This window comes from Stutzerimonas stutzeri, from assembly GCF_024448715.1.
In the GTDB taxonomy this organism is placed as follows: Bacteria; Pseudomonadota; Gammaproteobacteria; order Pseudomonadales; family Pseudomonadaceae; genus Stutzerimonas; species Stutzerimonas stutzeri_AR.
The window spans coordinates 454,490-474,511 of sequence record NZ_JAMOHZ010000005.1; the positions used below are offsets into that span (position 1 = coordinate 454,490).

Consider the following 20,022-nt stretch of genomic DNA (forward strand, 5'->3'; position numbering starts at 1 on the left):
AGCCGGCACCGGCGGCATCGCTACCGCCGGCGCAACCACTGCTCAGCGCGACCTGAGCCCATTCAGCAACGCCTTGTGAAACACCTGCGGCGCCTCGACCTGCGGCGAATGGCCAAGCTCGGGGAATGGCACCAGCGTGGCCTCGGGGATCAGTGCGGCGGCCTGCCGACCTAGCTCCGGATAATTGCCAAGGCGTTGCGCCACCTCGTCGGGCGCGCGGTTGGCGCCGGGCGCGGTGCGGTCCTTGCCGCCGATCAGCAACAATGTCGGCATGCTGATCTTCTCGAATTCATGAATTACCGGCTGGGTGAAGAGCATTTCCGTCGTTTGCGCCTGGTTCCAGGCGACAATCTCCTTGCCCTCCCCGGCGTACATGCCGGCCAGCATGTTCACCCAACGGTCGTACTCGGGCTTCCAGTTGCCGTTGTAGTAGAACTTCTGTTGATAGGCTTTGATCTTGTCGAAGTCGGTTTTCAGCTCGCCCTGGTACAACTGGTCGATCGGTGCATACGGCACGCCCTCCGCCTGCCAGTCTTCCAGGCCGATGGGGTTGACCAGCACCAGTTGCTCAACCATTCGGGGGTAATTCAACGCAAAGCGCGCCGCCAGCATGCCGCCCATGGAGTGGCCAATGACGGTGACCCGATCCACGTCCAGCGATTGCAGCAGCGCCTGGGTGTTATGCGCCAGCTGAGCGAAGCTGAACTGATAACCCTGCGGTTTGCTGGAGCTGCAAAAACCGATCTGGTCCGGCGCAATCACCCGGTAGCCATTTTGCGAAAGCACCGCGATGGTCTCTTGCCAGGTCGCGGCGCAGAAATTCTTGCCATGTAGCAGCACAACGGTGCGGCCATTGGCCTTTCCCTCGGGTTCAACATCCATATAGGCCATGGACAGCGCCTTCTCCTGCGATGAGAACTCGTAGCGCTCGATGGGATGCGGATAGCTGAAGCCTTCCAGCTGCGGTCCATAGACCGGCCGTTGCTCGGCATGCAGCGAGGGGACCAGCGCGAGGCCGGCGGCAAACATCAACGAGGACATGGCTTTCTTCACCATCGACTCCTTGTAGCGGCAGCGCGGCCGCATGTCATTGGGATCGCCGCTGCATGTCGTGGCGACAGCCAGACACGACCCTCCGGCTGGGCGCCAGCGGCTCAAGCACAACGGTTCTGACCAATGGGAGCACAAAAACCGCACAAGCGTTCGGCGAGGAATGTTTCGCGGTTATTCAATGAACCGCGGCAACCTTGCGGTCACCGCGCGGCCGTGTACACGTCGATTACGGGGCCTCGACCTGCTGGATATCGAAAGCGATGCGGTTGTCGACGCTGATGCGAAAGTACAGCGTCTCGCCAGTTTCCACCCGCGCGGCCTTCTCACGTAGCAGGTTACCCATGCCGCACAGGGTGTCGTCTTCGGGGTCGGATTCGATGCTGACGATGCGCATACCCGCCGGCACCTGCAGCCGAACCTGTTCGCCGACGTGAATGCGCGCGGCAATCTTGCGATCGACCATCACCGCCACGTAACAACCACCGCCGCGCAGGCCGAAGTCGCGCGTCACCACCACCTCGCCACCGTTTGTTATGGGCGTCTGGTAACCGCGCAAGCGCTCGTCCGGCACTGGCTTGATGTCCTCGGGGTCAGCCTGCCAGGACGAGCAGCCAGCTAGCGCCAGCAGAGGGATAAGTACAAGGATCAAGCGCATGCGGGGCTCTCCGGTCGATCAGCGAAGCGGTAATGGTATGACAGGTTTGTTCGCTCGCCGTGCGGAAAAGATGCGCTGCCATGAATCTAGCGGGTCGACACCGGATGATAGCTTCCTGGATATGGCCGCTCTTCCTCGAGCCCACCGTCGCGCCGATAGATCTCGACCGAGGCGGTTTTGTCGGCCATGAGCCTGTCCAGTTCGGTGAACATTTCATCCTTGGTCAGGGTACGCAGCAGCGTTTCCTGTGATTGCGGGTCGGTCAGCTCCCAACCCATCGGGGTGGGGTTCACGTGGTATTTGTCCATGCTGCGCTCCTGTTTCCGTGACTAAACGTATGGACTCGACGTGCAGACATCGCGGCAATCGAGCATTAGCGGACTAGCCCCGGCTGTCGTCGTCGCCTTCAATTTCAGTGTCGTCGAAATCCGGATCCTCACCGGCTTCCTTATCGCCGGCGTCGGTCATGGTGACGTCCGGCAGGTCGTCGGCCTGCTTGTCTTGCTCACGCTGAGTCTGATCGCTCTGGCTCATAGCTACCTCGTTGCAGTGGTTCGATAGGGTCTACCGATTGGAGCAACAGCCGGCTAATCGCGTTCGCCTGCCCGCTTGCCGGCGGTCCGATCGTCCCGCGGCGATGAAAAGATGCGCCGCCTCGCCCAACTTGAGATTGCAGCGACCCCAGGACTCCACCACACTGCCGACAATCCCATCTTTGTCCGGAGCTGCCTGCCATGCCTGCCACCCAAACACCTTCGCGCGACAGCATTCTGGCCGACCCGAATGCCCTGAGCTGCACCATCTACCGCGCCCATGAAAGCGATCCTGACGGCGAAGAACAGGACATGGGCGACGCCCGCGTCATCATCACCGGGCAATTCCAACCGCCACAGGAATGGGATGCCAAGGCTCGCGCCGACTACTTCGACGGCATGCCGGAAGACGCTTTTTTCACCGCCGTGTTCGCCAGCGAATCCGGTTCCGACTCCAAGGGTTTCTTCACGGTCGAGGCCGATGACTACGCCGCTGTGACCGAGCAGGACGGCACCATCAGCATGTTCTACGTCTGCGAGCGCCTGGAAGACGACAGCTACGTCCTGCTGCGCGAGGAAGACGACGAGGAGTAAGCCGCACGCCTGCAAATGTCGAACCCTCACCTCGCTATCCGGGTCTGTTCTGTATAGGCGGACCCGTCGGCCCCTTCCCGATACGCCTGAGCGCCGCCCTCCATTCGCCGCACAAGAGGCATCGCATGAGCCCTCTGCAACAACGCTGGCAAACCCCGGTTACACGCATGAAGTGGGTCGCTGGCCTTCTGCTACTGCTCGCCGCCCTGCTCTACGTCATCGCCACCGCCCTGGAACCACGCCACGCCGCGTGGGGCTATCTCGCCTCGTTCGCCGAAGCCGCAATGGTCGGTGCGATTGCCGATTGGTTCGCCGTCACCGCACTGTTCCGCCATCCGCTCGGCTTGCCCATTCCGCACACGGCGATCATCCCGCGCAGCAAGGCGCGCATCGGTCGCAATCTGTCGAGTTTCATCACCACCCATTTTCTCGCGACATCACTGGTGCTGGCCAAACTCGAAGCGCTCGATCTCGGCGGCCGCCTGGCCAACTGGCTGCGCCATCCGGCCAATGCCGAAGCGGTCGGTCGGCAACTCACCGGCATGGCCCGCTTCGGCGTCGATTCGCTACGCGACGAGCGTGTGCGGGACTTCATTCAAGGCAAGCTGATCAATCGTGTTCGCAAGGTCGATCTGGCGCCTGTATGCGGTCAGGTACTTGAAATGCTCACTCGCCAGGGCAAGCACCAGGCGATGCTCGATGAAGCGCTGATCAAGATCGATGCCCTTCTGCAGGACGACGACACCCGCGCGCTGGTCGCCGAGGCCATCACCGCCGAGGTCCGTACCTTGCGCTATCTGGGCCTCGGCAAAGCGGTGGGCGGCTGGTCGGCGAACAAATTCGTCGATGGCGTTTCGGCAGTCATTGCCGAAGTCGCAGGCGACCCGAATCATCCGTTGCGCGAGCGTTTCGACGAGCACGTCGCTGAGTATGTGGAGCGTCTCAAGCATGACCCGGCCTATCGCCTGGAAATCGAGCGCCTCGTCGCCCAGCTGCTTGAACATCCGGCCACCACCGAGTACATCCAGACGCTTTGGCAAGAGTTGACCGTTTGGTTGCAAGCGGACCTGGAAAGCCCCGACTCACGCATCGGCCAGCGCATCGTCAAGCTGACGCGAGGCTTGGGCGATTCCCTTGCCGCCGATACCTCAATGCGCAACTGGATCAACGAACAGCTGATGACTGCCGCACCGGCGATGCTTGAGCGCTATCGCGGGCAGATCGGCAAATACATCGCCCAGCGCGTGGAGAACTGGGAGAGCCGCGAACTGGTCGAGCAAATGGAACAGAGCGTCGGCAAGGACCTGCAATACATCCGCATCAACGGCACCCTGGTTGGTGGGCTGGTCGGGCTGGTGCTGCATGCGCTGACGCAACTGGCGGCGGGCTAGGTGCGACCGGCGAGGCTTTATCTCTCGGTAATCGGCCGTAGGGTGGGCCGGGCGGCGCTCCGCTTTAGCCCACCAACGAGGCTGGCGGCACTGGTGGGCTGAAGCCCACCCTACCGACTGGCGGCCGGTTAGGTGCGTCGGGCCAGGTAGGCCGTAGGGTGGGCTTCAGCCCACCAAACAAGCCCCTCGGTCGAAATGGCGCTAAAGCGGAGGCTTTCCGGCACTCCCTACCCTCGCTGCGCCAGCCGCTGCACCAACCGTGCCTGCAACTTCTTCAACTCCGCAGGCTCGGCCTTGCCCGCCGCATGGATGCCCAGCCCCTCGCCTGAATAGCGCGGCACGATATGCACATGAATATGAAATACCGTCTGCCCCGCCGGCGCGCCATTGAACTGCGCGACCTGTACGCCATCGGGCTGCAGTTCGTCGACGATTACACGAGTGAGCTTCTGCACCACCGCCATCACTTTGCCCAGCGCCTCGGTGTCCACATCGAGGATATTGCAGGCAGCGGAGCGCTTCGGAATCACTAACGTATGGCCGTAGGACTGCGGAAATAAATCAAGGAAGGCAAGCACATCGTCGTCCTCGTAGAGCTTGTAGCAAGGCGCATCGCCACGAATGATCTGGGCGAAGATGTTTTGAGGATCGTAGGCGGTGGTGAGGCTCATAAAGGTCTCCGTCAGGGAATCATCTATGAACCATATACGGTGCGATGCTAAAGCACAGGCCTCGATGAGCCGAAAAGCGATGCGCCCGCGGCCGTTGCATTTAACTTCTGCTAAAGCGCGCGCTTAAATCGTCTGACCCGCCGGAACGATGCACTTCAGGGAACCCTCTCAACCTCACCACCCCATGTGATCTGAGGTTCCCCCAATGCACGTCCGTCCCTCCCCGCTCGCTGCTGCTATTGCCCTGTGCTTCTTTTCCCTGAACGGCCTTGCCGCCGATCTCAAGCCCGCCGAGCTGCTCGAACAGGCCGAAGCCGAGCGAAAGCCTTATCTCGAAACGGTGAAAGAACTGGTCGCCGTCGACACCGGTACGGGCCAGGAAAAAGGGCTCGCCACAGTCAGCCAGATGCTGGTCAAGCGTCTCGAAGCGCTGGGTGCGACAGTCACGACCACGCCCGCCACGCCCTCGGCTGGCGACAATATCGTTGGCACGCTGAAAGGCTCGGGCACGAAGGATTTCCTGTTGATGGTTCACTACGACACGGTATTCGGCGAAGGCACCGCCGCCGAGCGGCCGTTCCGCATGGATGAGCAACGCGCGTATGGGCCGGGCGTCGCTGATGCCAAAGGCGGTGTCGCGATGATCCTGCATTCACTCAAGTTGCTGAAGGAGCAGAACTTCGATGGCTTCGGGACTATCACCGTGCTGTTCAACCCCGACGAGGAAATGGGTTCGTCGGGCTCGAAGAAAATTATCGGCGAGCTCGCCCGCAAGCACGATTACGTCTTTTCCTACGAGCCGCCAGACAAGGATGCCGTGACCACCGCAACCAACGGCATCAATGCCGTGATGCTCGAAGTAAAGGGCAAATCCTCACACGCCGGATCGGCGCCAGAAGAAGGCCGCAACGCCGTCATGGAGCTCGCCCACCAACTGGTGCAGCTCAGGGATTTGGGCGATCCGGACAAGGGCACCACGGTTAACTGGACGATGATCAAGGGTGGCGAGAAGCGAAACATCATCCCTGACAGCGCCGCCGCCGAGGCCGACATGCGTTATTCCGATCTGAGTGAGTACGACCGCGTCCTGGCCGATGCTCAGCGAATTGTCAAAGACCAGCTGATTGAGGACACGACGGTTGAACTGCGCATCGATAAGGGCCGGCCGCCGCTGGCGAAGAATGCTGGTTCGGCGCATCTGGCCGAGACTGCGAAAGAGCTCTACGGAGAAATCGGTAAGAACATCGAACCCATCGCCATGCGTTTCGGCACCGATGCCGGCTACGCCTATGTGCCGGACAGCGACAAGCCTGCCGTACTGGAAACCATGGGTGTGGTCGGTGCCGGCCTGCATTCGGATGAGGAATACCTGGAACTCGCCAGCATCGCGCCGCGCCTGTATCTGACGGTGGCGATGATCAAAACATTGTCTGGCGAGAGTCAATAGTTGATACGTGCCACACCGGGGTCGCTGCCCGCCTCCGGTGTGGTTCGTCCTGACCGATCAAAGAGGCATCAGAGCAGCACCAACCCCAACAGCCAGACCACCGCCATACCCACCACGCCTTGGACCAGCGTCGCCATGGTTTGCGCGCGGTAGGCGGTGGACACCTTCATCCGGCTGAATTGCGAGACCACCCAGAAGAAGCTGTCGTTGGCATGGGACACGGTCATACCGCCCGCGCCGATGGCCATGACCGTGAGCACCCGACCCATTTCACTATCCAAACCGAGGCTGCCGAGCAGCGGCGCGACCATGGCCGATGTGGTGACCAGCGCAACGGTGGTAGAGCCCTGCGCGGTCTTCAGCGCGGCGGAGACGATGAAGGGCATGAACAGGCCGATCCCCAGCGCCGACAGGCTCTGGCCCAGGTAGTCGCCCAGTGGGGTGATTTTCAGCATTGCGCCAAAGGCACCGCCGGCACCGGTGATGAGTAGAATCGGCGCCGCGGCGACGATGCCCGCAGCGACCTGATCATGGAACTGCTGACGCTTGTTCTCGCCCTTGAGCAGCGTGCAGGCGAAGCCCAGGCCGATCAGCAAAGCAGCGACCGGCTGGCCGAGAAAGCTCAGCACCGAAAACACCAAGCCTTCGCCCAGCGGTCTGCCCGGCAGCGCAACGACCGAGCCAATACAGATCAGCGCGATAGGTATGAAGATGGGCGCGAAGGCCTGCCAGGCGGTGGGCAAGGTGCCGTAGCGGGCGCGCAGGCTGTCGAAGTCCACGTCTTCGGCGAGCAGCTCGCTGGGCGCTTCGTCCAGCAGCTCGCGATCGTCCTGCTTGAGAAAGCGGTTGGCCCAGAACAGCCCGGCCAGCGCAGCGATTGCCGATACCAGAAGGCCGACGGCAATCACCAGCCCCAGCGAGTCTTCCAAGCCCAGATTGCCTGCGGCGGCAATCGGGCCCGGCGTCGGCGGCACGAAGGTGTGGGTGGCGTACAGGCCGGTGGCCAGCGCCACACTCATCGCCACCACCGAGACCTTCATTCGCGCCGCCAGTGCATTCTTCAGCGAGTTAAGGATGACGTAGCCGGAGTCGCAAAACACCGGGATCGACACCAGATAGCCGATGATCGATAGCGTCAGCGTAGGAAAGCGTTCACCCAGCAGGCGAATCACGCTTTCGGCCATGGTGATCGCCGCGCCGGAGCGTTCGAGGATGACGCCAATGATGGTGCCTAAGGCAATGACGATACCGATGTAGCCGAGTATGCCACCGAAGCCGGTCGCGACCGTTTTGAGGATCTCCGCAGTCGGGACTTGATAGGCGAAGCCGGCAAGAATTGCCGCTGCCAGCAGTGCCAGAAAGGGATGCAGCTTCCAGCTCACCGTGGAATACACAATGAAGGCAATCAGCAACAACAGAATGAGGATCAGCACCATGGTCGAACGCCTCGTGTAATGGTCCGGAACGCGACAGGCGCCGACGCCTGCGCTGCGTTGAGCATAGTGCAGCTTGTCGGAGACGCCCGAAGCCATCGAGGCGCCCGCGCAATGGCTGGCCCGACCAACTGAGAACCGCGCCCCTCGTTCCCCACTCGACCAACTGCGCCAAAGGGTGAGCTATTCTCAATTCCCCATCGTATGGAGAGCATGCTCGCTATGTCCGATTTATCCGCCTTCCCCATCACCCAGAAATGGCCTGCCAGCTACCCGGAGCGCTTGCAGCTCTATTCACTGCCCACGCCCAACGGGGTAAAGGCGTCGATCATGCTGGAGGAGACCGGCCTGCCCTACGAGGCACATCTGGTCAGCTTCGAGACCAACGATCAGCTGTCGCAGGAATTCCTTTCACTGAACCCGAACAACAAGATCCCGGCGATCCTCGACCCGAACGGACCGGACGGTAAGCCGCTGACACTGTTCGAATCCGGGGCGATTCTGCTGTACCTAGCAGACAAGACGGGTCAGCTCATGCCGGAGGACACGGCGGCCCGCTACGAGACGATTCAATGGCTGATGTTCCAAATGGGCGGCATCGGGCCAATGTTCGGCCAGCTCGGCTTCTTCCACAAATTCGCTGGCAAGGACTACGAGGACAAGCGCCCGCGCGACCGTTACCTCGCGGAAACCCAGCGGTTGCTGGGCGTGCTCGACAAGCGCCTCGAAGGCCGGGAATGGCTCATGGGCGGCCGCTACAGCATCGCCGATATCGCTACTTTCCCCTGGGTGCGCAATCTGGTGGGCTTTTACGAGGCGCGCGAGCTGGTGGAGTTCGAGCGTTTCAGCAATGTGCAGCGCGTGCTGGATGCTTTTGTCGCGCGGCCCGCTGTCGCCAAAGGGCTGAATATTCCGCCGCGCGGGTGAGAGCTGTCAGATCACCTTCGCCGCGCGCCCGATGAACTGGATCGGCCCAGTCGGCTTGCCGGTTGGCGAGCCAGTTGGTTGTTCGAGCGTGAGTTCGAACAGCTGATTGGGCTGCAGCGGCGGCAGTTCGTCGAGGCGAATCTTCACCGGCTCGCCGGGTTTGACCAATCCGAGCGAGACCGGCGCCTGCCAGCCTTCGGCCTTGGTCCAGAGCTGTAACGCTTTGTCCGGCGGCAGCTCGGTAACGCCGAGGGGGATCAGTTCGATTTCCCGTGATTGGTTGCTGGCCTGCATCACCCAACCGGGGGCAAGACCCTGCGGAGTGGCGAGCACCACCAGCCAGGTCGGCGATGATTCCGGCGTGGTGCGGGTAAGCAGCAACGTGCCCAATACCAGTGTCGCGGCCATGCCAGCGGCGGCGAAACCTCGCCAGAGCGATAGGTTGTCCCACCACTTCATTTGATGGTTACGCGGCACCGGTGCGGTCTGGTGAGCATCCAAGGTACGTTCTATACGAGTCCACAGGCGCGGCGACGGCGTTTGCGGCTCCACCAGATCTGTCAGGTGCAACAGGCGTGCTTCCCAATAATCCACGGCGGCTTGCAGTTCGGGCTCGACCGGCAAACGCCGTTCGACGTCCTCCCGCTGCAACGCAGGCAAGGTGCCGAGAACGTATTCGCCGGCCAATTCATGCAGGCTTTCGCCGCTGTCGTTGAGTTCGGTATTCATCCGATGCACTCGCGAAGGGCGGTCAGGCTGCGGCGAATCCAGGCCTTTACCGTGCCCAGCGGAGCGCCCAGGCGCTGGGCAATCTCCTGATGGGAATAGCCGTCGACATAAGCGTGAAACACACAGTTGCGGCGCACCGGTTCCAGTTGTTCGAGACAGGCTTCGATCCGGCCGGAATTGACTCGCCAATCGAAGGCGTCGGTCTGTTCCTGCCAACCGTCGATGGCTGCGTGGCTGGTTTCGCCGTCCTCGTCTGGGTCCAACTGCGTCTGCCGGGCATCGTTGCGCACTGCGTTGAGGGCGAGGTGGCGGGTCACGCTGAAGATCCAACCACGGGCCGAGCCGCGCGTCTGGTCATAGGTTGCCGCTTTGTTCCAGATGCGGATGAAGGCGTCATGCACGATGTCCTCCGCCAGTGCGGCGTCTCGCACGATGCGCTGAACCACGCCGAGCAGGCGCGGGCTTTCCTGTTCATACAGTTTCTGTAATGCCGAGCGCTCGCCGCGAGCACACGCGCGCAGGGCTGCTTCGTAGTCAAACGGGGATGAGGACGCTGCTGACAATTGACCCGCCACTGGCTGATTGTGATTGCCCCGGCGCGCAGGCCGGGGCTTCTGTGAAGCATAGAGGCGTTTAACGCTCATATCGAGCGACTTGCCCGCTGTGCTGGACTCACTTGCTGGTCCAGAACAGGTAGTCGGCCTGATAATCCACGATCTGGCGCTCGCCCTTGCTGGCTGCATCGCAGGTTGCCGCAGGCGCTACGCCGCCCTTGGTCGCCACGCGCTGAATGTAGCTGACGCCCTTCATCGCACCGTCGCCTTCGGCGGGGTTGGCCTTGACCAACTGATACGGGATGTTGCCCTCGCCAGCTGGAGCTACCGCAACCTGGGTGCCGGTTATCGCAGAACCATCCGCCGCTTCCCAGGTGGCAGGCGGGCCGTAGTAGCTGCCGACCTGCTTGCCGCTGCGATCATTGAGCGCGGCTTTGGGGCCGATGAACACCCACTCCATTTTTTCGGGCATATCGGCTTTGGCTTGGCATTCGTAGGTGATCTTGCCGACGCCGCGGGTTTCCATGCTGACGGTGTGGCCATCCGGGACCTTGACGGCGTCGGGTACGTCCATTTTGGCGAAGGCATTGGCCGAGCAGCCGAGCGCCAAGGAAAGTCCGGTCAGGCAGAGGATCTTTTTCGCGTCCATTATGAATCTCCGATAGTGATCAGGGGGGCGGCAAATCTTGCCGCTACCTGTACTACCCGCGAGAAATCGAATCGGATGCAGGCCTTGCAGAAATATTTTCGGAGTCTCCAACCGCCCTAATTAACTGAAGGGTTTGGCACCCGTTTATTGCGATGGCAAAGAAAATTTCGTCGTCGTGTCGATTTTGGTCTTTTCCACTCGACCAATGATCAAAGCCGGCGGAAATTCGTGCAGATCCGTCTAGGCTGTTTTCTCCCATCCGATAAAGGAGTCAGACGATGCGATTCATGGTGATGATCAAGGCCAACCGCGATACCGAAGCAGGCGTGATGCCTAGTGAGGAGATTCTCGCAGCCATGGGCCAATACAACGAAGAATTGGCAAATGCCGGTGTACTGCTGGGCGGAGAAGGCTTGCATCCGAGTCGCCGGGGTGCGCGGGTGCGCTTCAGCGAGGGGCAAACGTCGGTGGTGGACGGTCCCTTCATCGAAACCCGCGAACTGATCGCCGGCTATTGGCTGTTCCAGACCGCATCGTTGCAAGACGCCATTGATTGGGTGACGCGTTGCCCGGCATCAGCCATCGGCGAATCGGAAATCGAGATCCGTCAGGTGTTCGAAGCCGAGGACTTCGGCGCCGAATTCACGCCCGAATTGCGCGAGCAGGAAGAACGCCTTCGCACACAGATAGCCCAGTAATCGGACCAGGAGATAGCGCATGAAAATTACCCCTTACCTCACCTTCGACGGCCAGGCACGCGACGCCTTTACGCTCTACCAGAAAGTGCTGGGCGGCACGCTGGAAATGATCACCTTCGCCCAGGCACCGGAGGCTGAGCATTTCCCAGCCGAACACCGAGAGCGAATCATGCATGTTTGCCTGAATCTGGGCGATTATCAGTTGATGGCATCTGACACCATGCCTGGCGACCCAGCCTGTGGCGGCGGCGCATACGAAGGCGTCAAGGGTTGTTCCATTTCGCTGCATCCTGCCAGCGTGGCCGAGGGTGAACGCGTGTTCGGCGGGCTGGCCGAAGGCGGACAGATCGTGATGCCGTTGGAGAAAACCTTCTGGGCTGAGCGCTTCGGCATGCTGACAGACCGCTTCGGGGTGTCCTGGATGGTCAATTGCGAACAGCCTTAGCCACTTGGACAAGTGATTGTCGTCGAGGTATAGCGGGCGATCAGCGGGCCCGTCGATGCATGGCGAGCAGAGCCAGGACCAGCCCCGGCGCGATAAAGCCGGGCGCCATCCAGAGAAAGGTCTTCGCCTCGGAGGCAAGGCCGATCGCCATGCAGGCGACGCCAGTGGTCAGCACGGCAATGGCGGAATACAGATAGGCGATTGGCGGCGCATAAGCGACTCCGTGGAGGTTAGGGAAATGCTATAGCCGAGGCGGTCGTCATGGCGATTGGCAGCAGCGGATGCGCTGTCAATCGCTGACATTCATGGAATCGAGCAAGGCGCGCATATCCTGCCAATGCGAGCCCTCCCAGTAGATCCGAGCGCAGCAGTCACAGGTCAGAAAGCGCTCATGGCGTTCTTGCACTCGTGGCGGCAAGCGCTCAAACACGGTCTGTTTGTCGACTGCACGCAGGGGCGCGTTGCAGCTCATGCACAGACTGAAGGGCCGCGCGTGGGCTGTGAGATCCAACCGGTCGTACAATTCTTTCAGCTGTATCGCCGGCTTGAGGGCATACACGTAGCAGCCGTGCGCCACCACTCGGTGCATGAGCAGTGCACGATCACGGGTCAGCAGCACGCGACCTTCGCGGTTTGCCAGCTCGACCATCGCCGCGTCTTCATAGCCGTTGTCATAGAGTGTGTCGAACCCGGCCAGGCGCAGCAGCCGTGCCAAACCACCCAGGTGAGCATCGGCGACGAAGCGTGGTCGACCGTTCGGCAGCGGCTGCACGGGGCGCCAGACTGCTGATGTCCAGGCGCTCGAACTTGGGATACACGACGATCCGATCACCGTTCTCGATCGACCGGTGGAACCCGGCCGGCTGACCGTTGATCAGCACCAACGCCACCTCGGTGTGCGGCACGCCGAGAGCCTCGATCATGTGCTTGGTGGTCGCGGCACGCGCGCATGAACAGCTGAACGCCTGCCCGCGGCGCTCGGCGGGCAGAAATTCGTTGAGCCTGGCATAGAAGCGAAAGGTGGCGGTGGTCATGCTTGTTTGGCAACGCCAGCCGCGATTGTCTCCGTACGAAGCGCGGGCGTCGCGCCCCCGAAAGTGGCTGCGGTCAGATCAACTTATAGCCGATGGCCGCCAGCATTACCGCAAGGCACGGGCGCAAAACGGTTTCGGGTACTCGGCCAGACAGGTTGCTGCCCAGATAGATGCCCGGCAACGAACCCACCAGAAGGTAAGCCAGGATCGTCCAATCCATATTGCCCATGCTGGCGTGCCCAAGACCTGCGACCAGCGTCAGCGGCACGGCATGGGCGATCTCCGTTCCCACCAGGCGACGCGTGGCCAGCAGCGGATAGAGAAAGAACAGTGCCACGGTGCCCAAGGCGCCGGCGCCGATCGAGGTCAGTGTCACTACTGCGCCGAGCACTATCCCAACCACCACCGTCAGCACATTCAGGCCGCGCGGTGACAACCGCGGGGTCGGGCCGGACAGGCGGGACGCGAATGCCAGCAATTGTTTCTTGAACAGTACCGCCAGCGCAGTGAGCACCAATACGATGCCCAAGGACTGTTTGATGATCGCGTTGAGCGCGTCCTGATCGGCATGTAGCCCTTTCAATATCCAGAGCATGAGCGCCGCCGCAGGTACGCTGCCCAGCGCGAGCCAGCCAGTGATGCCCCAGTCGATGTTGCGGTTTTTCTGGTGAACCCAGACGCCGCCTGCTTTGGTGATAGCCGCGTAGAGCAGGTCGGTGCCCACCGCCGCCGCTGGGTTAACGCCGAACCACAATAGAATGGGCGTCATCAACGAGCCGCCGCCGACACCTGTCATGCCAACGATAAATCCAACTAACAGGCCGGCTACTACGAAACCAAAAACACCGAATTCCATCGTTCATTCTCAAAAGGGGCCCAGCGGGGCCGTGTCGATGGCGGCCAGCATAACGGGGTCCGTTAGCAATCCTTAATATAAGTTCGTGCTTTCTTAGTAGCTAAAAAGCATATGCCGACGTACTGCGGCGATACGTGAAGAATGAAGCGCTTATCTACAACGATCCGATTCGACATACTCGACGGCACGAAGAACGATGGAGCCTGCACGTGGATCTGCTATTTCTCGGCACCTCATCCGGCACGCCCACCAAGGCCCGCAATGTCAGCGGCCTGGCACTGCTCGAAGACAGCGGCAAGGGCTGGTACCTGATCGATTGCGGCGAAGGCACACAGCATCAGCTGCTGCGCACATCACTGACGCTGCACGGGCTACGGGCGATATTCATCACCCATGTGCACGGCGACCATTGCTTCGGGCTGCCTGGCCTGCTCGCCAGTGCGGGCATGGCACGCCGGAAGGAACCACTCGACATCATCGCACCGACCGCTATTGAAGGCTGGGTGCGCGCCACTCTTGAGATGAGCCAGACCTGGCTCCCCTACGAATTGCACTTCCATTCCACCGAAACGCTCAAGGAATGGCGCAATCCACAGGTACGCGTCGAGGCCACCGCCCTCTCCCATCGCGTGCCGAGCTGGGGTTATAGCTTCACCGAAGCCCGCCCTGATCCACGCCTGGACATCGACAAACTCGACCGCGACGGGATTCCCCGCGGCCCGCTCTGGGGCCGATTGGCTCGCGGTTTCGATGTCGAACATGATGACTGCACGCTACGCAGCGAGGACTACCAATTGTTCTCGCGCGCACCGCGGCGCATCGTTATCAGCGGCGACAATGACCGCCCCGAGCTGCTCCGTGAAGCCTGCCAGAACGCCCAGCTCCTGGTTCACGAAGCGACCTACACCCAAACCATCGCCGAAGCTGGCAAGGCCGACTTCGGCCATAGCACCGCTGCGCAGGTAGCGACCTTCGCGCAGGCAGTCGGGGTTCCCAACCTGGTGCTCACACACTTCAGCGCGCGGTATCAGAGCGATCCAGATCGAGGTTTGTCGATCGAGGATATCCGGACGGAGGCGGCGAGGTTCTATGAAGGAACGCTGTTTTTGGCGGAGGACTTCCTCCGGTTGAGCGTGGGGAGAGATGGCGAGGTAAAGCTTGGTTCCTGACTCGCGCCTATCGTGCGCAACGCGACCACCGGCGGTCGCGTCACCATTGTGGGTTCCATTGCGGCGCTGATCACCGGCGCTCTGCTTACCGGTCTAGCCTCAAGCCGCAAGCTGACGCCAACTAAGCGTCACTGCATAGGCATGCAGCGCGGCGTCATGCCAGTTTGAAGCGTGTGACCAGCCCGTTCAGGTCAACCGCCAGTCGCGCAAGTTCCTGGCTGGCAGTACTGGTCTGGTGGGCACCGGCCGACGTCTGCATGGCCAAGTCGCGGATGTTCACCAAGTTTCGGTCGACTTCGCGGGCAACCTGAGCTTGTTCCTCCGACGCACTTGCAATGACCAGGTTGCGCTCGGTGATCTGGCTGAAGGCTTCTGTAATCTGCTGCAGCGCTTCGCCAGCGGCGCGCGCGATAGTCAGGGTTTCCTGAGCACGCCGGTTGCTGATCTGCATGGACGACATGGCTTGGTCGGTGCCCTGTTGGGTGCCGACGATCATCTGCTCGATCTCTTGGGTAGATTGCTGGGTCCGGTGCGCCAGCGCCCGAACTTCATCGGCCACTACGGCGAATCCGCGACCGGCTTCACCCGCCCGCGCCGCTTCAATGGCGGCATTGAGCGCCAGCAGGTTCGTTTGATCGGCAATGGCGCGGATCACGTCGAGCACCGAGCTGATGCCACGCACCCGCTCGGCCAACTGAGTAACCTGCTCAACGGTTTCGCCGGCGCTGTTTGCCACGTCATTAATAGAGGTGATGGTCTGGTCGACTTGCTGACGCCCGTGCCCTGCCGTGCGGTCGGCGTCGCGTGAAGCCTCGGACGTCGCGGTGGCATTTCCAGCCACTTCGTCCACCGCCGCGGTCATCTCATTCACGGCCGTCGCGGCCTGCTCGATTTCCTGATTCTGCTGCAAAAGCACTTTGGTTGAATTCTCGGTCACTGCGTTGAGCTCTTCAGCGGCCGAGGCGAGCTGCATCGACGAATCGACGATGCGCTGGATAGTGCCTTTGAGGCTTTGCTGCATGCCATGCAGTGCACCGAGCAGACGGGCCGGTTCATCATCACCGTTGACCTGGATTGGATAAGTGAGGTCACCTTGGGCAACCGCCTCGGCCGCCTTCACAGCCTCGCTCAGCGGCGCAACGATGCTGCGCGTGAACAGGTACGCCAGCAGAATGGTCAGTGCAACGGCTACGCCCATCGACGCAAACACACCAATGTTGGAGTGTTCGTATTGGGATTGAGACAGCGCAGCGAACGCTTCGGCATTGGCATTGTTGATCTTCACCAACGTCTTGAGCTGCGCGCCCAGTTTGATAGAGAGCTCTGTGTATTCACCGCCTAACAGTGACCGCACGCTTTCGACATCGCCAGAGCCGGAGACTTCGACCAGCCGCTTGTGGATGCCGATGTAGTCTTGCAGGGCCTGCTCGAAGAGATTGAACTGAGACTTCTCGGCATCGGTGACAACGAGTTTGGAATACGCCTTTACCAACGTGTCGAGCTCCGCTACCAGCTCATCGCCGCGGGCGATGGTGCTGCGCAACTGCTCGGCCTCGCGATCGACCAGAATGCGGAAGGAAATGATCCGCAGACGTAGCATGGCTTCGCTGATCGAACCTAGCGACACGAAGCTGGGCAGCGTGTTGTCCATGACCTCGACCGTAGTCGCGCGGATGCTTTTCATCTGGCTCTGGGCGAATAGCCCAAGAATGATTACGAGCAATGCCACTGCAGAAAAGCCGAGCACAGCGCGAGGGCCGACCTTCAGGCGTCTTATCAACATGGGAAACCCTCTTTTTGTCTGGATCAGCCCAACGGCACCTGCCGACTTGGGAGTAACGCTATCGGCATCGAGCGCCTATCCATTACAAATAATCGGCCAATCGGTGTTCGTATTATCCGAAGGTGCCATTCCGTTTAATCGAAGCCAGAGCCGAGAGGGCCGAGATCCGGGCCATTCCGCGGTTTGATGGGAAGGATCGCATCTGAGGCTGAGCATCATGACGATGCCTTACAGGCTCAGCGATCTCGTACGCGGTGCAGTAAATTGCCTCCCACCCTAGCGCGTCTGTTTCGCACGTTGCCCCAGCGCCGTATGCAGCACGCTGCGACTCGCGTCGAGCACCTCACGCTGGGTCTCTTCGCTGGCCAGCATGCGGGCTACGACCAATGCGCCAACGCATTGCGCAATCAGCGCCCAGGCCAATTGGCCATCCCCCAGGGCGCTTGCCCAGGCCTGTTGCAACGTAGACAGCCAGTGCTCGGCCTCCTCCCGCACTTGAATATCAGCACGGGCAATCTCCGCGCCGAGCGCCGGGATCGCGCAGCCAGCCTCCGGGTTATGCAGATGGGCCAGGCTCAGGTAGCTGTCCAGACAGCGCTCTAGCGTCTGCCGGGTCAAGCCGCCTTCGCGGGCAAGGATTGTGCTTTGCGACAGCTCGCGACGCACCACTTCGGTGAATAGGTCGTTCTTGGAGGGGAAGTGGCTGTAGAAAGCGCCCCCGGTCAGACCGATGGCTTTCATCAGACCATCGACGCCTGTGGTAGCGAAGCCGCCGCGCTTGGCAATGGCACCGCTGCTTTCGACCAGACGCTGTCGGGTCTCTTGCTTGTGGCTGGAGGAATAACGCATGCAGCACAACCTCGTGAGTGTCGCTTGACGATGAGTCGAGCGTAACATAACGTTCGTTTACCTAACGATCGTTTAGCAAGAGAGCGAGCCCATGGATAACAACAATCGCGTCGCCCTGGTTATCGGTGCCGGAGATTCAACCGGTGGTGCCATTGCGCGGCGTTTTGCCCGTGAGGGATACATCGCCTGCGTCACCCGACGCAGCGCCGACAAGCTGCAACCGCTGGTCGATCAGATAATCGCCGAGGGCGGTCGCGCTCACGGCTTCGCCTCCGATGCACGCAAGGAAGACGATGTCGCCCAGTTGATCGAGACCATCGAGCGCGATATCGGCGCGATCGAGGTGATGGTGTTCAACATCGGTGCGAACGTGCCTTGCAGCATCCTCGAAGAGACCGCCCGCAAGTATTTCAAGATTTGGGAAATGGCCTGCTTCGCCGGCTTTCTCACTAGCCAGGCGGTGGCCAAGCGAATGGTCGCGCGCGGGCGCGGCACCATCCTTTTTACCGGCGCCACGGCCGGGCTTCGCGGCTCCGCCGGTTTCGCCGCGTTCGCAGGCGCCAAGCACGGCATTCGCGCGTTGGCGCAGAGCATGGCGCGCGAATTGGGCCCGATGAACATTCACGTCGCCCACGTGGTGGTCGATGGCGCCATCGATACCGACTTCATCCGCGACAGCTTCCCCGAACGCTACGCACTAAAGGATCAGGACGGCATCCTCAACCCCGAGCACATCGCCGACAACTATTGGCATCTGCACAGCCAGCCACGCGATGCCTGGACTTTCGAACTCGACCTGCGCCCCTGGATCGAGCGCTGGTAAGCCACCCATCAATGGAGAAATGAACAATGAACAAGACCGTGGAGTTCTTCTTCGATCTCGGCAGCCCGGCGACCTATCTCGCCTGGACCCAGTTGCCAGCGTTATGCGAGCGCACCGGGGCCCAATTGCACTATCGCCCGATGCTGCTCGGCGGCGTGTTCCAGGCCACCGGCAATACCTCCCCAGCGACCGTCCCGGCGAAAGGCCGCTACATGCTCGCCGACCTGCAGCGCCACGCCCGTCGCTACGGCGTGCCCTTCGTCTTCAACCAGCACTTCCCGATCAATACGTTGAGTCTGATGCGCGGAGCCATGGGCTACCTGGCGATACAGCCAGACGCTTTCCCTCGCTACCTCGACGCCATGTTCCGCGCGCTATGGATTGAAAACCGCAACCTGGCGGACCCGGCCGTCATTGCCGAAGTACTACAGCAGGCCGGCCTGAATCCTGAGCAGTTCGAAGCGATGCTGCAGAACGGGGAGATCAAGACGATGCTCAAGGCAAACACGGACGAAGCCGTGCAACGCGGCGTGTTTGGCGCACCGAGCTTCTTTGTCGACGGTGAATTGTTCTTTGGTCAGGATCGCCTGGAGTTTGTGCGTGCGGCGCTGGGCGAAGCGTGACCGCCTAGCGAGCGCACGCCGAGCCATCGGTATATGCAGCAGGATGCTACAGAGCTCCGATACAAGGAGCTATCAGGTCCCAGTGATGCCCGAGCCACCAACGGTTGTGCGTCCCGGCGCGGCAAGCGCTCCGTGCGCCAATCGCTGCACAGCCAGCCAGGCCAGATCGCTCGCCCAGTCGTTGGGTTGCGAAGGAGCCCCAGACGCTTCGTCGTGGGGTAATAAAGCGTCGAGCAGGCGTAGCAACTGGCGTACCGCGGCGTGGGTGTGCTGGTCATCGGAATCGGTATAGGTGCTCAGAGCCCGCACGAACAGCCCCTCATAATCACGCTCATAGCAAAGGATCTCGGCCTGCCGCGGCGCCGGAAGGTGGCGTCGCTCCACCGCCGCAAGGAAGAACCAGCACGGATGGGCGCTCCGGAATGCCAAGTGATTGCGAACCAGGGCTTCGAGCGCTCCATCGCGCGGCGCGCGATGCAGGCTGGAACGGGCGCTCTCAAGCAAAGCGTCGTAGCCATCCTCGATGAGCTCCTGAAGCAGACTGTCTTTGCTGTCGAAGTGGGCGTACAGCGAGCCTGGATGCAAACCAACCTCGGCCGCCAACTGGCGCAGACTGAGACGGTGAAAGCCGCGTTCGGCGAACAACCGCTCGGCTGCCTGCTTGAGCTGGTCGCGCGGCTCAGCCGCGGTCGATTTGTTGATCGGCTGGATCTGACGCGGGTGTACACAGAGCTTGCCGCCAAAGCTCGTGCGTCGCGCATCGAGCACATCGGCCTCGAGCCCTGCGAGATCAAGATAGGACCGTGCGGACATGCTTCCTCCGTGGGACGAGTTGGGCTCAGAGCGAGCCGGTAGCGGGTACCGGGCGCCGGGCGAAGTGCCCGAGCAGCAGGCCGATGGCCAGCAGCAGCACGCCAAAGACGGCATAGCCACTGGCCAGCGAACCGCTCGCCTCGGCGATCAGAGCAAACAATGGCGGGCCGGCGACCACGCCGAAATAGGTGAAGAACAGCGTGCCGCCCGTGTACAGGCCTGCCGTGCCCGGCGGCGCCAGGCGGGCAACCTCGGAGAGATAGACGCCGTTCCAGCCGATCGCCGTGGCGCCA

The 20,022-nt window shown here is 61.4% G+C and carries 22 protein-coding genes and 2 pseudogenes; 9 read left to right on the forward strand and 15 right to left on the reverse strand.

All coding sequences use genetic code 11. The features are described 5' to 3' along the window. Positions 1–42: 42 nt before the first annotated feature. The 4 genes from NAV33_RS13985 to NAV33_RS14000 all read right to left on the reverse strand — a co-directional run bounded on the left by NAV33_RS13985 (position 43) and on the right by NAV33_RS14000 (position 2,242). Positions 43–1,053 (reverse strand): alpha/beta fold hydrolase, encoded by a 1,011-nt coding sequence (locus tag NAV33_RS13985; protein WP_255981006.1) that lies wholly within the window; start codon positions 1,051–1,053, stop codon positions 43–45. A gap of 226 nt (positions 1,054–1,279) precedes the next feature. Continuing rightward, entirely contained in the window at positions 1,280–1,708 is a 429-nt protein-coding gene (locus tag NAV33_RS13990) for a 3-isopropylmalate dehydratase (RefSeq protein WP_255981008.1), read from the reverse strand. A gap of 86 nt (positions 1,709–1,794) precedes the next feature. Beyond that, complete coding sequence (locus NAV33_RS13995) at positions 1,795–2,016, reverse strand: hypothetical protein (protein WP_255981010.1); 222 nt, start codon at positions 2,014–2,016, stop codon at positions 1,795–1,797. Between the two features lie 73 nt (positions 2,017–2,089). Continuing rightward, positions 2,090–2,242 carry a hypothetical protein gene (locus NAV33_RS14000; RefSeq protein WP_255981011.1) on the reverse strand — a complete coding sequence of 51 codons (153 nt, stop codon included), beginning with the start codon at positions 2,240–2,242 and terminating at the stop codon, positions 2,090–2,092. Between the two features lie 200 nt (positions 2,243–2,442). Between NAV33_RS14000 and NAV33_RS14005 the strand changes: the two genes are divergently transcribed. Together NAV33_RS14005 and NAV33_RS14010 are read left to right on the forward strand one after the other, a co-directional pair. Then, positions 2,443–2,835: a hypothetical protein gene (locus NAV33_RS14005; protein ID WP_255981013.1), complete on the forward strand. Its 393-nt coding sequence runs from the start codon at positions 2,443–2,445 to the stop codon at positions 2,833–2,835. A gap of 125 nt (positions 2,836–2,960) precedes the next feature. Then, positions 2,961–4,226 (forward strand): DUF445 domain-containing protein, encoded by a 1,266-nt coding sequence (locus tag NAV33_RS14010; RefSeq protein WP_255981014.1) that lies wholly within the window; start codon positions 2,961–2,963, stop codon positions 4,224–4,226. Between the two features lie 227 nt (positions 4,227–4,453). Here the strand turns inward: NAV33_RS14010 and NAV33_RS14015 are convergent, their stop codons facing one another. After that, the gene (locus NAV33_RS14015; protein WP_255981016.1) at positions 4,454–4,897 is read right to left on the reverse strand and encodes an HIT family protein; all 444 of its coding nucleotides are present in this window, start codon (positions 4,895–4,897) and stop codon (positions 4,454–4,456) included. A gap of 205 nt (positions 4,898–5,102) precedes the next feature. Here NAV33_RS14015 and NAV33_RS14020 point away from each other — a divergent pair, with 205 nt between their 5' ends. After that, on the forward strand, positions 5,103–6,344 hold the full coding sequence (locus tag NAV33_RS14020; RefSeq protein WP_255981018.1) for a M20/M25/M40 family metallo-hydrolase: 1,242 nt from the start codon (positions 5,103–5,105) through the stop codon (positions 6,342–6,344). Between the two features lie 68 nt (positions 6,345–6,412). On the opposite strand, the gene NAV33_RS14025 is transcribed toward NAV33_RS14020, so the two are convergent. Beyond that, on the reverse strand, positions 6,413–7,780 hold the full coding sequence (locus tag NAV33_RS14025; RefSeq protein WP_255981020.1) for a GntP family permease: 1,368 nt from the start codon (positions 7,778–7,780) through the stop codon (positions 6,413–6,415). A gap of 219 nt (positions 7,781–7,999) precedes the next feature. Between NAV33_RS14025 and NAV33_RS14030 the strand changes: the two genes are divergently transcribed. Further along, entirely contained in the window at positions 8,000–8,704 is a 705-nt protein-coding gene (locus NAV33_RS14030) for a glutathione S-transferase N-terminal domain-containing protein (RefSeq protein WP_255981022.1), read from the forward strand. 6 nt (positions 8,705–8,710) lie between these two features. Here NAV33_RS14030 and NAV33_RS14035 read toward each other — a convergent pair whose 3' ends face one another. The 3 genes from NAV33_RS14035 to NAV33_RS14045 all read right to left on the reverse strand — a co-directional run bounded on the left by NAV33_RS14035 (position 8,711) and on the right by NAV33_RS14045 (position 10,636). Further along, positions 8,711–9,433 carry an anti-sigma factor gene (locus NAV33_RS14035; RefSeq protein WP_255981024.1) on the reverse strand — a complete coding sequence of 241 codons (723 nt, stop codon included), beginning with the start codon at positions 9,431–9,433 and terminating at the stop codon, positions 8,711–8,713. Beyond that, positions 9,430–9,996 carry a sigma-70 family RNA polymerase sigma factor gene (locus NAV33_RS14040; RefSeq protein ID WP_255981073.1) on the reverse strand — a complete coding sequence of 189 codons (567 nt, stop codon included), beginning with the start codon at positions 9,994–9,996 and terminating at the stop codon, positions 9,430–9,432. Before NAV33_RS14040 ends, NAV33_RS14035 begins: the two co-directional genes overlap by 4 nt. 109 nt (positions 9,997–10,105) lie before the next feature. After that, positions 10,106–10,636: a DUF3455 domain-containing protein gene (locus tag NAV33_RS14045; RefSeq protein ID WP_181101809.1), complete on the reverse strand. Its 531-nt coding sequence runs from the start codon at positions 10,634–10,636 to the stop codon at positions 10,106–10,108. Between the two features lie 278 nt (positions 10,637–10,914). On the opposite strand from NAV33_RS14045, the gene NAV33_RS14050 reads away from it, so the two are divergent. Together NAV33_RS14050 and NAV33_RS14055 are read left to right on the forward strand one after the other, a co-directional pair. After that, the gene (locus tag NAV33_RS14050) at positions 10,915–11,334 is read left to right on the forward strand and encodes a YciI family protein (RefSeq protein WP_255981026.1); all 420 of its coding nucleotides are present in this window, start codon (positions 10,915–10,917) and stop codon (positions 11,332–11,334) included. Between the two features lie 19 nt (positions 11,335–11,353). Further along, a complete protein-coding gene (locus tag NAV33_RS14055) occupies positions 11,354–11,779 on the forward strand; it encodes a VOC family protein (protein WP_255981028.1) in 426 nt (141 codons plus the stop codon). Positions 11,780–12,068: 289 nt separating this feature from the next. Here the strand turns inward: NAV33_RS14055 and NAV33_RS14060 are convergent. Beyond that, a pseudogene (locus NAV33_RS14060) lies at positions 12,069–12,813 on the reverse strand (Mut7-C RNAse domain-containing protein). Between the two features lie 73 nt (positions 12,814–12,886). After that, positions 12,887–13,669 (reverse strand): sulfite exporter TauE/SafE family protein, encoded by a 783-nt coding sequence (locus NAV33_RS14065; protein WP_255981030.1) that lies wholly within the window; start codon positions 13,667–13,669, stop codon positions 12,887–12,889. A gap of 209 nt (positions 13,670–13,878) precedes the next feature. Between NAV33_RS14065 and NAV33_RS14070 the strand changes: the two genes are divergently transcribed. Continuing rightward, a complete protein-coding gene (locus NAV33_RS14070) occupies positions 13,879–14,838 on the forward strand; it encodes a ribonuclease Z (protein ID WP_255981032.1) in 960 nt (319 codons plus the stop codon). A gap of 154 nt (positions 14,839–14,992) precedes the next feature. Here the strand turns inward: NAV33_RS14070 and NAV33_RS14075 are convergent, their stop codons facing one another. Next, positions 14,993–16,621 (reverse strand): methyl-accepting chemotaxis protein, encoded by a 1,629-nt coding sequence (locus tag NAV33_RS14075; protein ID WP_255981034.1) that lies wholly within the window; start codon positions 16,619–16,621, stop codon positions 14,993–14,995. 276 nt (positions 16,622–16,897) lie between these two features. After that, positions 16,898–17,470, reverse strand: a complete 573-nt coding sequence (locus NAV33_RS14080) for a TetR/AcrR family transcriptional regulator (RefSeq protein WP_255981036.1) — start codon at positions 17,468–17,470, stop codon at positions 16,898–16,900. Positions 17,471–17,561: 91 nt separating this feature from the next. Between NAV33_RS14080 and NAV33_RS14085 the strand changes: the two genes are divergently transcribed. Beyond that, positions 17,562–18,293, forward strand: a complete 732-nt coding sequence (locus NAV33_RS14085; RefSeq protein WP_255981038.1) for an SDR family oxidoreductase — start codon at positions 17,562–17,564, stop codon at positions 18,291–18,293. 26 nt (positions 18,294–18,319) lie between these two features. Continuing rightward, positions 18,320–18,916: a 2-hydroxychromene-2-carboxylate isomerase gene (locus NAV33_RS14090; RefSeq protein WP_255981040.1), complete on the forward strand. Its 597-nt coding sequence runs from the start codon at positions 18,320–18,322 to the stop codon at positions 18,914–18,916. A gap of 72 nt (positions 18,917–18,988) precedes the next feature. Here NAV33_RS14090 and NAV33_RS14095 read toward each other — a convergent pair whose 3' ends face one another. Both NAV33_RS14095 and NAV33_RS14100 read right to left on the reverse strand, forming a co-directional pair. Then, entirely contained in the window at positions 18,989–19,729 is a 741-nt protein-coding gene (locus tag NAV33_RS14095; protein ID WP_255981042.1) for a TetR/AcrR family transcriptional regulator, read from the reverse strand. A 25-nt stretch (positions 19,730–19,754) separates the two neighbouring features. After that, a pseudogene (locus NAV33_RS14100) lies at positions 19,755–20,022 on the reverse strand (hypothetical protein); the annotation flags it as partial.